This is a genomic window from Helicobacter canis, from assembly GCF_900451095.1.
Classification (GTDB): Bacteria; Campylobacterota; Campylobacteria; order Campylobacterales; family Helicobacteraceae; genus Helicobacter_B; species Helicobacter_B zhangjianzhongii.
The window spans coordinates 391,280-404,460 of the sequence record NZ_UGHV01000001.1; the positions used below are offsets into that span (position 1 = coordinate 391,280).

Sequence of the window (13,181 nt, forward strand, 5' to 3'; positions counted from 1 at the left end):
TATAGCATATACTTCGCTAAGGTTTGGCGCAGTGAGTGGAACGCCCTTTGCTTTAGCCACTACTAAACACCACTAAGGATAGCCTAGATGAGCATTGTAAGGACACAGCCAGCACACACAGCCAAAAGCCCTAGAATCCAAGTCCGCACATCACGCAAGGCGCGCGCGATCACCGCACTAGCACTAGTGGCTAGCGCACTAAGCCTAGCCCACGCATTCACCCCAGAAATCGACTTCAACCCCCCAGCCTATGTCGATGAAATGCCTAGCAAAGAGTTTCTCCCAGCTCCAGCGCAAGCAGGCTCACTCTTTGGGCAGGGCGATCGCCCACTTTTTGCCGATAGGCGAGCTATGCGCCCAAATGATCTTATCACCATCAATATCGATGAAAGCTCCAACGCCTCACTCTCTAGCTCCAAAGACTACACAAGCACAAGCGGCGGCGCAGTCAATGCCCCTGTGCTAGGCTACAACGGCAGCGATGAGCAAGCCGCCAAAGACACCCAAGATTTAAACAACCAAACCAACTACACCCTGCAAAAAACCGCCGATAACTCCAACTTCAAAGGCAGCGGACAGCAAAGCCGCAATGACGCGCTGAAATTCTCCATAACCGCTAGAATCCTAAAAGTGCTAGAAAATGGCAACTACTTCGTCTATGGACACAATGAAGTGCTAATCGATGGTGAAAAGCGGCTAGTAACCATTAGCGGCGTGATCCGCCCTTATGACATCGAGCGTGATAATAGCATTTCATCAAAATATATCGCCGACTCTAAAATCGCCTACACAAGCATTGGCGCGATCGGGCAGACCAACCACAAAAAAGATGGCGCAAAAGCCATAGAAGATGAATTTCCATTTTAAGCAGATTCTATGCTAAATGCCGCTGCTCTAAGCCCTAGCGCGCCAAAGACTATCGCCCTAATCCCAGCGCGAAGTGGAAGCAAGCGAATCCCGCATAAAAATATCAAGCCCTTTTGCGGCAAGCCCATCATCGCCTACCCTATCAAAACCGCGCTAGAATCTAAGCTTTTCTCACGCGTGATTGTTAGCACAGACTCACAGCACATAGCCGATATTGCCGCAAGCTTTGGCGCGGAAGCTCCCTTTCTACGCCCCAGCTCTTTAAGCGATGACTTCACGCCCACTGCCGCTGTGGCACGGCATGCGATCAAAGAGCTAGGGCTAGATTCTAGCTCTTGCGATGTGCTTTGCGTGATCTACCCCACCGCCCCACTTTTGCAAGCAAGCTTTCTTGCTCAAGGCTTGCAGGCTCTGCTGGATTCTAGCGCGGCATATAGCTTTGGCGCTCTAGAGTATAGCTACAATCCCTACCGAAGCTTTAGTATCAAAAAGAGCGGTGCAAATGGTGCAAATAGCGGCGTTTCTATGCTTTTCCCCAAGCATTATCACAAACGCTCCCAAGATCTGCCTAGGATTTATCACGATGCAGGGCAGTTCTACTTCGGGCGAGTGTGGGCGTGGCAAGACGAGCTAGCCATATTTGCGCCGCACTCTTGCCCAATCATTCTCCCCCACTCCCTAGCCCAAGACATCGACACGCTAGAAGACTGGAATCTAGCAGAGCTAAAATTCCGCGCCTTTATGGATTCTACTCACCTGTAACAATTGTCGTACGCTTGGTGTAAATATAGGGGAAGCCATTGCGAGCGAAATCTGTGGTAGCGATTTTCTCTATCCCGCCATTGCGTGCAGCTGCTGCGATCGTGCAATCCCCAAAGTCAAAAAAGTAGAAAAAGTTCTTGCAAATCCCAATGCCTGTTTTCTTACTACTTGCCATACCTGTGGCACTGCCTGGCGTATAGACCGTGCCGCAGCCACAGAGTAAAAACGCCAGCACAAGCGCGAGATTTTTATGCATTATTTTTGCTTCTTTTTGGATTCTTTTTTGCCTGATTTTTTCGCCCCTGATTTATCAAGCTTTTTGGTGGATTTTTTAGACTTTTTGCGAGCTTTGCCCGCGATGATAAAGCGCAGGGCATTGAGCTTGATAAAGCCTGCGGCATCTTTTTGATCATAGACGCTATCTTCTTCAAAGGTGCTATATGCCGCGCTAAAGAGCGAGCTGCTAGACTCCCGCCCTAGCACCATTACACTGCCTTTATACAGCTCTAGGCGGACAAGTCCATTCACGCTTTTTTGCGTGGTGTCGATGAGAGCTTGCAGGGCTTCTCTCTCCTTGCTAAACCAAAATCCATTATAAATCAGGCTCGCATAGCGCGGCATAAGCTCATCTTTTAAATGTGCTTCTTCTCTATCAAGCGTGATGGATTCTATCGCTCGATGTGCTTTTAGATAGATCGCCCCGCCCGGAGTCTCATAGCAGCCGCGCGATTTCATACCCACAAAGCGATTTTCCACAAGATCAAGCCTGCCTATGCCGTGCTTAGAGCCTAGCGCATTGAGCTTTTGCCAGAATTTTGCAGGACTTAGCTTTTTGCCATTTATCGCCACGCCATCGCCGTTTTCAAACTCTATGGTGATGACTTCAGGCGTATTGGGGGCATTTTTAGGGCTTACACTCCACCGCCACATACTCTCTTCTGGAGCTTGGCTTGGGTCTTCGAGATTTTGCCCTTCATAGCTGATGTGCAAGAGATTTGCGTCCATTGAGTAGGGGGACTTTTTCTTCGCATTTTCAATGGGGATTCCAGCCTTTTTGGCATAGGCTAGGAGCTTTTCTCGGCTATTTAGATCCCACTCTCTCCACGGAGCTATGACCTTAATCTCCGGGTCTAGCGCATACGCCCCTAGCTCAAAGCGCACTTGGTCATTCCCCTTACCTGTCGCGCCGTGCGCGATCGCATCGGCACCGACTTTTTGCGCGATTTGCACAAGTCTTTTAGCAATCAATGGGCGTGCGATACTTGTGCCTAGCAGATATTCCCCCTCATAAATCGCATTAGCACGAAACATTGGGAAGACAAAATCACGGATAAATTCTTCTTGCAAATCTTCTATGAAGATGTTTTTTGCCTTAATGCCAAGCTTTAAGGCTTTGGCGCGTGCTGGCTCGACTTCTTCCCCTTGCCCAATATCTGCGGTGAAGGTTACCACCTCGCAGCCATAAGTATCGCCAAGCCATTTTAAAATCACGCTTGTATCAAGCCCACCACTATATGCTAGCACTACCTTTTTGATCGCCATTGCTACTCCTTTGAATTTGTGATGATCGATTATAGCAGATACTTTGGGGCTTGTAGTAGAATCTAGCTGTGTTTGCGTAGATGTAGTTGTGCTTGAGACTTTGTGAAAAGGGCGTGCTGGCTTGAGGCTAGAGATGTAACTTTTGAGCTAAATCCTAGAATCCACTTTTGCAAAACTAGATTCTAGGTTTGTTTTATGGATCGCCGCGCCGATAAATCGGCTCGCGATGACAGAAAAAAACGCGGCAAGTCAAAAAGTGGATTCTAGTGGGAGAGTGGATTACTAAAGAAACTGCGCTGCGCTTGTTTTCTAAAGAAACCTGCTTCGGCTTCGCCTTGCACCGCTGCGCTTGTTTTCTAAAGAAACTTCGCTGCGCTTGTTTTGGGGGCAGGAGTTACCTAAGCGGTAATGACTGCCCCAAAATTTTAGCAATCAAGTAAATGGATACCCAAGAGCGAATCGCTTGTGGCTATACCTTTTTCTTATTGGCATCATCTAAGATAGCTTTGGCAATCCCTGATACATCTTGTGAGATTTGTGAGCTAGCATTGGCGATGCTTACATTCTCTTGGGTGACAGACTCTAGGCTAGAGATGGCTTCATTTATCTGTGTGATACCTGCGGTTTGCTCTTTGATAGATTCTGCCATATCATTGATTGATTGCACAAGCAAGTTGGTGTTTGCCTCTATCTCGCCTAGTGATTTGCTGGTGCGCTCTGCTAATTTGCGCACTTCATCTGCTACGACAGCAAAGCCCCTGCCGTGCTCTCCTGCTCTAGCGGCTTCTATGGCGGCATTCAATGCTAGGAGGTTTGTCTGATCGGCTATATCTCTAATGATACCTATGACATTTCGTATATCTTCTGTTTGCTGGATTACTTCATTGGTCCTGCCAGAGACATTTTGCATAGATGAAGTGATCTCCTCTACGGCAGTGGCAGTTTGCTCTAGGCTGCTGGCTTGGGAGTTAGAAGATTTAGTAAGGGCGGCTACGGCTTCTTCTAGCTTGTCGCTTTGAGAGTGGAGAGAGTTGGCAAACTCTAGGGAAGTTTTAAGCATTTTTCTAATCTCTTCGCCTAGCGTGTTAGTAACGACTTCTACCCTGCCGCTAGCATTTGCTACTTCTGTGGTGAAGTCAAGGCGCGTGTAGGAGTCAAAGACGCGAGCGATCTCATTAGTATCGCTGCCGATTTTTCTCTGCAAGTCATCTAGCATATGGTTTAGCACATCTTTTAGCTCTTTTAGCTGAGGGTTGTGCGGAGTCTCTGTGATACGGGCTTGCAAGTCGCCAGATTCTATCTTTTTGGCTGTTTGGACAGACTGCTCCACGGCTCTTGTGTCTTGGGCTAGCCCATTTTGCGTGCGCTCGATGTTTTGATTGATAGCTACTGCCATCACCCCTAGCTCATCTTGGCTCTTTAGCACAAGTGGCTTTGGCGCAGTTTTAGACTCGTGGTTTAGGTATTGGAAAAATCCTATAAGCAGCTGCTTAATCGTATTGATCGGTGCAGTGAAGTGGCGAATGATGAAAAATATCCCCACCGCGCCAATAACTATCATAATGCTTGCCATAATGATAGTCTCAATCAAGTTTTTATTTACAGCGCGTGTGTAGTCTGATTTATCCGCAGTGGCGACAATCGTCCAGCCAAAGGGAAATTGCTTGTAGAATCCTAGCTTATCAACAACCTTACCATCTGGCATACGCAAGTAATAGTCGATTGTCCCTTCACCATCGGAGTCGTTTTTAAGCTTCTCTTGTAAAGCGACTTCCACATCTTTTGACAATCCACTTTTGACAAACTCCATATCCTCGTGGGAGAAGATCGACCCGCCATTATCTGTCATAAACACACTCATCGATGGCAGCTCGGCATTCTTAAACGCCTCAAAGCGCGCTTGGAATCCATCTACTGCTATGTCAAAGCCCACGACCCCAATAAACTTGCCATTTTTGATGATGGGCATTGTCGCGGTGGCAAAGTCGTGCCCTTTATACTTACCTACGGCACTTTTATATACAGGGGTGATGATGCCGGCATTGTTCTGCTTGGTTTGGATATACCACGGACGCGTGCGTAGATCTACTCCGCCTGTGCTATCCCACGCAGGCGATAAATGTCCATTGCTATTCTCATCATAGTCTTGCAAAATCGTCCTACCATCGTCCTCATAGACGACAAACATCAAAGGATATTTCGCAAGTGAAGAAGTGGTGCTAAGGATCAGCCGCTGGGATACGACATCGTTGCGATCAGTTTTGGCTATGTCTCTTGCTACGACACGCAAATGCTCTTGGGCTTCATCAGCCATAGTGATAAAGATACTTTTGTAGCTTGCTGCGAGCGTTTGGTGCTGGATACCTTGATAAAGCTCGATAACTTTATTGGAAGTTTTTTGGAAATTAAAGTAGCTTATGATGACGATGATGACGATAAAAATGCCCATCGCGCTTATCGTAAGCTTCCCACCTAATGAACGAAACATTGGAACTCCTTACAGAAAGTGAAGTATGGAAATATCGACACAAAAGCGGCTTGATTGTAGTGAAATCTAGCTTTTTGTTTGTTTAATATTTTTGGGCGATAGGATTGGGGCGATGGCAGCGGTCTTGCAAGTGGGCGATAGGATTGGGCGTGGGTAAATCCTAGAATCCATTTGCGTTTGTCAAACGAGGATTCTAGGATTTGGGCGTTATCGCTAGATTTGGGCTTATGGATTCACGACTGCCTTGCGGCAGGGCTTGCAATGAGAGAGCTGGCTTGTGGTGAAAAGTGGATTCTAGCTTGGGGGGGTATCAAGGGCTAGGTAGTAGGCTATCTCTTCGTTTTCTCTCTCACCATTTGCACTAAGGCTATGGCGTTTTCTCGCGGCAAATCTGGGAGCATTCCGTGCCCTAGGTTGAAGATATGTCCGCCTTGCTTCCCCATAATGCGCACAATCTCATCAACGCCTTGCTCCATAGCCGCTCTGTCATAGAGCAAGGCTGGCTCAAGATTGCCCTGCAAGACAAACTTATCTCCTAGCACCTGCTTCGCCCTCCCCATACCAACGCCCCAATCCACCCCAAACACTTCAAACTCCGCCCCACACATATCCACCTCATAGCGGATCTCTTCTAGCAAGCCTCCCACACCTTTGGGGAAAAGCACCACCGGGACACTTGGGAAGTCCTTTTTCAGCGCGCGCGCGATCTCACACATATAGCTAAAGCCAAACTCTATATACGCCCTAGGGCTAAGCGCACCTGCCCAGCTATCAAAGATCTGCACGGCATTTGCCCCCGCTCGAATCTGCGCACTCAAATAGGCTATAAGCTCTTTTGTGAGCTTTTGCAGCAATGTGTGCAAAAGCGTTGGGTTGGTATAAAGCAGTCTTTTGCTCTGTGTGTAGCTCTTGCTGCCTTGCCCCTCTATCATATAAGTCGCAAGTGTCCAAGGCGCACCGCAGAATCCTATCAATGCCTTATCTCTAGCAAGCTTTGATCGCACGCTAGAGATCGTATCATACACATAGCTAAGATCATCTTGCACGCCGCTTTTAAGCGCGTTTATGCTTGAGCCATCGCGCGTAGTTTGCAAAAATCTAGGACCCTCCCCTGCGACAAACTCAAGCTCTAGTCCCATAGCCATAGGCAGCACCAAAATATCGCTAAACAAAATCGCCGCATCCACATCAAGGATCTCCACAGGCTGGAGCGTTACCTCCGTGGCTAGCGCGACATTTTGACACAGGTCCAAAAAGCTCCCCGCTTTTGCGCGTGTGGTTTGATACTCGCTTAGATACCTGCCTGCTTGGCGCATAAGCCATATAGGTGTATAGGGCGTGGGCTTTTTCAATGCCGCATCGATAAAAATCATCGCTTATCCTTAAAAGTAGTATCGCTTGGTTTGAGCGTAAAGTATGGGCTGGATTCTAGCTAATATCGCTTAAAAGTGGATTTAAGCAAGCACTGCTATAATCGCGCTTTATTTCCCCGCACACACCATACTTTAAAGGATAGCGATGAGAATCCTAGACTGCATTAAAACGGGGGGGGGGGGGACAAAAGATTCAGCTTCGGGTAATCATAGCAGTGATTTTGTGGATTTTAGGGCAACCGCAGACCACAAGTCTAGCTCTACCCTAAAATCCACAAAAAGCACCACTAGCAATACCGCAAATCCTAGAATCTTTGAAGAAGAAAATGGGGTTGAGTGTGAAAAATCCCGCCGCGAGCAGCTTTTCCTAGAATCCACTTTTAGTAAAAGTCCCGATTCTAGCTCCGCAATCCTAGAATCCAAAAGCGGCACTGAAACACAAATCACAAAAAACGCGCAACCCCTAGAATCCACTTTTTCACAAAGCCACGATTCTAAGAGCAACGCCCATTTTCTGTCATTGCGAGCCTTGCACCGCAAGGCGTGGCAATCCATACAAAAAACCGCCCAACTCCTAGAATCCACTTTTGAAAACGCCGCCGCTGATACACAAAAAGTGGATTCTAGTGTGGATTGCCGCGCAGCCGCTACCGCGCCTGCTCGCAATGACACAAAAAACGCCACAAGTAAAAAAGTGGATTCTAGGAACACCTTTTTATCATCATTACAAGCCCTGCTTCACCAGCGATCCACAAGCACAAAAAACATAAACAAGGATTCTAGCACCACCCAAAATGTAGCCACGCCGCAAGCCGCAACGCGGCGATATAGCCCCATCTCTACTCTATGGCGTGCTGCTACATCACGCACAAAGCTACTGCTACAAACTATCCGCAACGCCACCTTATCCGCGCTAGATAAATGCACCCACTCATTGCGCCGCCCTTTCATCGCCGACAAAGACGGCTACTGCAAACACTGCGGATACAGACTCTACAAGCCCCAATGGCTGCAAGAGCTAGAGTCCAAGCATAGCACCAAAACACAGGCAAATCCAGCTGCCAAACCCAAACAAAAGGATAAAAATGAGAAATCCAACAATCCTAAACCCAGAAGCCGAAGTCGAGAAGTTTAAGCAAAGGCGCGAGATCTACAAAGTCTTTGAGATGATTATCAAAAACTATGTCAAAAACATAGCCGATAATCTTGCCAAAGAGGGCAAAATCACCCGCCCCAACAAAGACTACACCGATCCACTTCATCAAATCACCGATCTAGCAGGCGTGAAAATCATCTTCAACACCACCAAGGATCAAAAAGCCTTCAACACTGAATTTGTGAAGCGTATAGGGAGCTTGCGCGATGATGAAAATAGCGCGAATTTGCGTGATGAGAAGTATGAAAAAAGGCAGTTTGGCTACCTAGGCATACACCATATCGTGTGGTTTGATGAGAGCTTGCTGGATGGCAAAATCACTTGGGAAAACCGCGAGATCGATGGCGAGACAACACTCATAGATGAGTGGGAGAATGGCGAGCGGCTGCTAGCGGCAAAGGGCGTAGCAAAGGAGCAGCTAAAAAACTTCCGCGCAGAAATACAGACAATGACATTTTTGCAATATATTTGGGCAGAGATTGAGCATAAAGTCCGCTACAAGCCAGACAAAAAGCTTGATAAAGAAACCGAGCGGATATTTGATAGGATCGCCGCGCTGCTAGAGCTCTCAGATGCGGCTTTTGAGGAGCTGCTAGAGCTTGTGGAGCAAAAAGATAGGCAGACAAAAGACTCTATTCAACAAATCCACACCGCCAGCGAGCCAGACAAGAAGCACGAGAGAGAAAAGCAGCTGCTCCTAGATAGCTCTGATGTGATCCAAACCTGCCTAAATAGCGAGGATTTTTCAGCTCTTTTAGCACAGGTCAAAACACAGAATCTAGCCTATATCAACGCCCCCATTGACTATATCGATAAAGGCTTTGTGAAGCTGCTACAAAAAGCAGAGATTAGCAGCTACTATGAGCTAAAGCGTATTTTTGATGAAAGGGTGCTAGAGCAGCTTAGAAGCTATGCGGAAAAGTCAGCGGCGAAAGATATGTATCAAAAGCTAGAGATCATCAAAGCCCTAATCTATCTCTCTATACAAGATCCAAAAACACAAGAGGAGATCTATGTAGGCAAAGATGGCGTAGTGGCAGGGGCATTGGTAAAAAGCCTGCCTAAAAAACCATTGACAAAGGAAACCACACACAAAGGAGTAAATAGCAAAATATGAAATATGTAGCCACACAAGGGCAGGACACAAGCAAAGGCGTGCGAAAAAACGCGAAAAAAAACGCGAAAAAGCCAAGAGTCAAAATAGTGAAAAAAAGCGCGAAGCAATGCTAAAAAAATGGGACAAAGCATTTGTAGCATTTGCCAAGGCTAATGGCATTGACATCCCCAAAAAGAAGCAAAGGAAAAAAATGTGGAAAACACTCTTTAGACATCTTGGCAGAATCGTAGGAATCACCAAAGGAGCATACATAATGGCAGAAGAAATTCTTAGCAAAAATGGGCTAAAGCAATATCGCCTAATAATAATTGAAAACGGCAAGGAAGTAAGCTTTAATTTTATCAGTGAAGAAGGCTTTGATAGGTTGCACGATCAGGCAAAGCGTATAGCACAAGACCTTGACACTACCAAAAGTGATTTAGGCACAAAGCAAGGCGAGCTAGAGGCAGCGCAAGGGCAGCTAGAGAGAGCAAAAGAAGTGCTAGCAGAAGCAAATAGCAAGCTAGAATCCCAAGAGCAAGAGATCAAAGACAAGCAAAATAAGCTAGAAGCAGCAAAGGAGCAGCTAGGCAAAGCCCAAAACGCACTGCAAGCAAAGGAGCAGGAGCTAGAAACGCTGCGTAAGGACTTTGGCGAAGATCTCTTAGCGTGCTATAAAGAGCTGCCCCAAAGCTTCCGCGCTAGCCTAAATCTCACAGAGAGCAACCCAGCCTTTATCCTAGGGATACGAGATAAGCTTCCTACCGTGCATAAAAATATGAGCGAAATGGCGCAAAGATCTCATAAAAATGGGCAAAGCCTAGAGTCCCAAGAGCTACAAAGCTTGCGAGTGTTTATCGAAAAGCTGTGGGAGTTTCTAGGCAAGATGGGCTATGTCTATGAACGGATAGAGACACAAGAGGGCGAGCGATTTGACACGGCAAAGCATATCGCTGTGAATGACAAAGTAAGCGGCACAATCGACAAAGTGCTGCTACAAGGCTTCAAAAAGGGCGACACCCTAAAATCACTTGTTGTTATAAAGGAGTAGCTATGATAGAAAATGTCTTAGATGTAAAAGAAATCATCTTACACAAAAATGAACCCCTAGCACTAAAGCTTGTAGCCATACAGCCAGAGACACAAGAGGGCTTTGAGAAGGCAAAAGAAGTGCTACTAGCAGTCGAGCAGATAGCCATAGGCATAAGCCCATATAATAAGAGCAGGCTTAATGACATCAATATCGGGCATTGGGATTTGTATCGTTATGGCGATGTAAGTGCAAGCAGCATTAGAATCCCCCTATTTAAAACGCTGCCTGCGAGAAATCCCAACGCCGATGTCAAGCCAAATAGCGTAATCGCCATAGACTTTGGGACGAAATCTACCACTGTAGGTATCATCGATGAGAGTGGAGAAAAACGCCTGCTGCGAGTGGGGAGCAGGACAAGCGGCGAGATCAAAAAAGAAGATTATGAAAACCCCACCATTATGGAGTTTCGCAATATCCCTGCTTTCCAAATCGCTTATAGCAGCTGCAAGACTCGCCCACTAACTGCTTTGAAGGATTTATGTATCTCTCACATTGCGGCAAATCATCAAAACGAAGCGTTAGCAGAGGATTTTTCGCGCTTTTTTAGCAAGCTCAAGCAGTGGGCAGGCTATGGCAAAACTTACCGCGTGAAAGATCAAGACAACAACACCATTTCCCTAAAAGAATTTCTACACATTGGCAGCGATGAGTGCGATCTCAACCCCATAGAAATCTATGCCTACTACCTCGCACGCTTTATCAACACGATGGATAATGGTATCTACACCACCTATCTCCTCTCCTACCCTGATAAATTCTCCAAAGAAGTGCGAGAACAGATCCGAGCTAGCTTTGAAAGGGGGATCAAAAAGGCTATCCCTTATGCTGTGCTTACCAATCCCAACAACTCCATAAAAGTCGAGCAAATCGCCACTGAGCCAGCGGCGTATGCGATCTGCGCGCTTGATGAATATGGCTTTATGCGTGAAAAGTTCTTAAAGCGAAGTTTGGAGGTGTATTATGGGGTATTTGACTTCGGTGGGGGGACTACGGACTTTGACTTTGGGGTGCTATCACTCTCACAGACTAAGGGCTATACCTATCGCTTAGAGCATTTTGGCGGCGGAGGCGATGAGAAGCTAGGCGGAGAGAATCTGCTAGAGTTTTTAGCCTATGAAGCCTTCAAGCAAAATTTAGAGCGTATGCGTGAGAGTGGCTGCAAATTTAGCGAATCGCCCTTCCCTGACCCAGAGCTAAATGACGCTATCCGCGACCAAGTCGATAACAGCGAAGAAGCTAGGCGTAATAGCGCGGCGATGATAAAAGTGCTACGCCTCATAGTAGAAAATATCCAAGCTTATGAAGAGTTTGGAGATCTATCTAACACTAGCTTTGATCTATGCACAAGCGATGGAGATAATGTAAGCGTTTCACTACAAATTGAGTCCAAAAAGCTTATCGCCCAGCTTACGCAAAAAATCCAAGCAGGAGTGGAGAAATTTTTCCAAGAGTTTCTTGCCACAGCTAGGAGTCATTTCCCAAGCCCAAGCAAAGATGATGGGCTTTTGCTGCATATTTTCCTAGGGGGCAATGCCGCTAGATCGCCCATTGTCAAAGAAGCCTTTGAAGCATTGATAAAAAGAGAGGGCAAAGGGGGCATAAGCTTTGAGCTACACGCCCCGCTAGGCACGCCAGAAGCAGATGATGAGATAGTAAGGCAGTTTGGAGCAAGTACCATAGAGCAAGATCTAGCCAAAAAGGTTACCTGCAAGACAGGCGTAGTCTTTGGGCTACTAGAATCTCGCCCAAGCAATAGGCGTATAGAAATCATCTCGAGCGTAGGTGTCAATGATGATGCGAAGTTTAAATACTTCCTAGGCACAGGCGATGCCAAAGAGTTTAACCTAGTTATCGACAGAAACGCCCTGCACGATGGCAGCAAGCAGCTCTTCTTAGACCACGCGCATTTTACAGAGTATGAGCTGCTCTACACGCCAGATCAAAGGGCAGCCGATGAGAGAGAAGACTACTCGCCCAAAGAGCTTAATGCCAAGCTTAAGACAATCAGGCTCGATAAAGCGTATGGAGAAGATGACTCTATCTATATCCAAGCAAAAGGGGCAAATGGGATACAAGTAAGTGTCATCTCACAAGCAGATGATAGCGTGCTATATAGCGTAGATTACATATTAGAATAAGGAGTGAAAAATGTTAGGTTTGATCGGAAGTGCGATTAGTGCTGTGGTAAGTGGTGTTACAAGTGCGTGTTCCGCGATAGGAGGCTTTATCGCTAAAGCCGCGTCTGTCGCGGTGGAGATCGCTAAGTGCTTGCCTGTGGTAGGAGACATCATCACGGCTATTGGAAAGATACTTGAGATTATCAGTGGTGATACCAAGCCAGAGGATCTTGGCGCGGCTATGCAGCAGTGCGATAAAAAGCCAGAGGACTTTGAGACCACAAAGGAATATATCAAGTATTTAGAAGAGGAGATTAAGGCTGGCAGGGTGGATTGCTCGGTCAATGAAGATAAGACTATCAGCACGGCAAATGCGGCATTAGGGACATTTATCACGCTAGAAGGGGTAAAAGAGCAGTATGATCAAATTGATCTAAGCTTCTTCAAAGATGTGGGGCAGAAGTTTAATGAGGGCAAGCTAAACGCCCAAGAGGTCAAAAGCATCATTGAAACTGCGGATAAAAACGGCGTAAATCCCCAAGAAGTGAGCAAATATATCGCAGGGGAGAAGCCAGAGAATATCGATAGTGCCAAATCCACCCTACAAGAAGCCATAAAAGCCACCGACCCAAGCTTAAGCGACCAAGATCTAAATGCCAAAATCAAAGATGTGCTGCAAGGCTAACT

General features: G+C 46.7%; 11 protein-coding genes and 1 pseudogene. 8 read left to right on the plus strand and 4 right to left on the minus strand.

Annotated elements, in window-relative coordinates:
- Positions 1-87: 87 nt before the first annotated feature.
- Together flgH and pseF are read left to right on the plus strand one after the other, a co-directional pair.
- The gene (gene flgH / locus DX060_RS01960; protein WP_115010910.1) at positions 88-867 is read left to right on the plus strand and encodes a flagellar basal body L-ring protein FlgH; all 780 of its coding nucleotides are present in this window, start codon (positions 88-90) and stop codon (positions 865-867) included.
- A gap of 9 nt (positions 868-876) precedes the next feature.
- Positions 877-1,629: a pseudaminic acid cytidylyltransferase gene (gene pseF, locus DX060_RS01965; protein ID WP_115010911.1), complete on the plus strand. Its 753-nt coding sequence runs from the start codon at positions 877-879 to the stop codon at positions 1,627-1,629.
- Here the strand turns inward: pseF and DX060_RS01970 are convergent.
- From DX060_RS01970 to DX060_RS01980, 3 genes and pseudogenes are all read right to left on the minus strand, one after another.
- Positions 1,616-1,885, minus strand: a complete 270-nt coding sequence (locus DX060_RS01970; protein ID WP_115010912.1) for a TRL domain-containing protein — start codon at positions 1,883-1,885, stop codon at positions 1,616-1,618. The two genes, pseF and DX060_RS01970, sit on opposite strands and share 14 nt — an antisense overlap.
- Positions 1,886-1,965: 80 nt before the next feature.
- Positions 1,966-3,171, minus strand: a pseudogene (locus tag DX060_RS01975) (argininosuccinate synthase); the annotation flags it as partial.
- 469 nt (positions 3,172-3,640) lie between these two features.
- On the minus strand, positions 3,641-5,659 hold the full coding sequence (locus tag DX060_RS01980) for a methyl-accepting chemotaxis protein (protein WP_115010914.1): 2,019 nt from the start codon (positions 5,657-5,659) through the stop codon (positions 3,641-3,643).
- A gap of 171 nt (positions 5,660-5,830) precedes the next feature.
- On the opposite strand from DX060_RS01980, the gene DX060_RS11110 reads away from it, so the two are divergent.
- A complete protein-coding gene (locus DX060_RS11110) occupies positions 5,831-5,980 on the plus strand; it encodes a hypothetical protein (RefSeq protein ID WP_181814133.1) in 150 nt (49 codons plus the stop codon).
- Between the two features lie 8 nt (positions 5,981-5,988).
- Here the strand turns inward: DX060_RS11110 and hemE are convergent, their stop codons facing one another.
- Complete coding sequence (gene hemE / locus DX060_RS01985) at positions 5,989-7,032, minus strand: uroporphyrinogen decarboxylase (protein WP_115010915.1); 1,044 nt, start codon at positions 7,030-7,032, stop codon at positions 5,989-5,991.
- A gap of 145 nt (positions 7,033-7,177) precedes the next feature.
- Here hemE and DX060_RS01990 point away from each other — a divergent pair, with 145 nt between their 5' ends.
- The 5 genes from DX060_RS01990 (at position 7,178) to DX060_RS02010 (ending at position 13,179) form a co-directional block, all read left to right on the plus strand.
- Positions 7,178-8,167 carry a hypothetical protein gene (locus tag DX060_RS01990; protein WP_115010916.1) on the plus strand — a complete coding sequence of 330 codons (990 nt, stop codon included), beginning with the start codon at positions 7,178-7,180 and terminating at the stop codon, positions 8,165-8,167.
- The gene (locus tag DX060_RS01995) at positions 8,118-9,305 is read left to right on the plus strand and encodes a hypothetical protein (RefSeq protein WP_115010917.1); all 1,188 of its coding nucleotides are present in this window, start codon (positions 8,118-8,120) and stop codon (positions 9,303-9,305) included. Before DX060_RS01990 ends, DX060_RS01995 begins: the two co-directional genes overlap by 50 nt.
- 253 nt (positions 9,306-9,558) lie before the next feature.
- Positions 9,559-10,335 (plus strand): hypothetical protein, encoded by a 777-nt coding sequence (locus DX060_RS02000; protein WP_147278744.1) that lies wholly within the window; start codon positions 9,559-9,561, stop codon positions 10,333-10,335.
- 2 nt (positions 10,336-10,337) lie between these two features.
- Positions 10,338-12,515 carry an acetate and sugar kinases/Hsc70/actin family protein gene (locus tag DX060_RS02005; protein ID WP_115010919.1) on the plus strand — a complete coding sequence of 726 codons (2,178 nt, stop codon included), beginning with the start codon at positions 10,338-10,340 and terminating at the stop codon, positions 12,513-12,515.
- 10 nt (positions 12,516-12,525) lie between these two features.
- The gene (locus DX060_RS02010) at positions 12,526-13,179 is read left to right on the plus strand and encodes a hypothetical protein (protein ID WP_115010920.1); all 654 of its coding nucleotides are present in this window, start codon (positions 12,526-12,528) and stop codon (positions 13,177-13,179) included.
- The last annotated feature ends 2 nt before the right edge of the window (positions 13,180-13,181 follow it).

Bases quoted from the DNA above. Each gene is read 5' to 3' on its own strand.
- flgH (WP_115010910.1), top strand. From the start codon at position 88: ATGAGCATTGTAAGGACACAGCCAGCACACACAGCCAAAAGCCCTAGA.
- pseF (WP_115010911.1), top strand. From the start codon at position 877: ATGCTAAATGCCGCTGCTCTAAGCCCTAGCGCGCCAAAGACTATCGCC.
- DX060_RS01970 (WP_115010912.1), bottom strand. From the start codon at position 1,885: ATGCATAAAAATCTCGCGCTTGTGCTGGCGTTTTTACTCTGTGGCTGC.
- DX060_RS01980 (WP_115010914.1), bottom strand. From the start codon at position 5,659: ATGTTTCGTTCATTAGGTGGGAAGCTTACGATAAGCGCGATGGGCATT.
- hemE (WP_115010915.1), bottom strand. From the start codon at position 7,032: ATGATTTTTATCGATGCGGCATTGAAAAAGCCCACGCCCTATACACCT.
- DX060_RS01990 (WP_115010916.1), top strand. From the start codon at position 7,178: ATGAGAATCCTAGACTGCATTAAAACGGGGGGGGGGGGGACAAAAGAT.
- DX060_RS01995 (WP_115010917.1), top strand. From the start codon at position 8,118: ATGAGAAATCCAACAATCCTAAACCCAGAAGCCGAAGTCGAGAAGTTT.
- DX060_RS02000 (WP_147278744.1), top strand. From the start codon at position 9,559: ATGGCAGAAGAAATTCTTAGCAAAAATGGGCTAAAGCAATATCGCCTA.
- DX060_RS02005 (WP_115010919.1), top strand. From the start codon at position 10,338: ATGATAGAAAATGTCTTAGATGTAAAAGAAATCATCTTACACAAAAAT.
- DX060_RS02010 (WP_115010920.1), top strand. From the start codon at position 12,526: ATGTTAGGTTTGATCGGAAGTGCGATTAGTGCTGTGGTAAGTGGTGTT.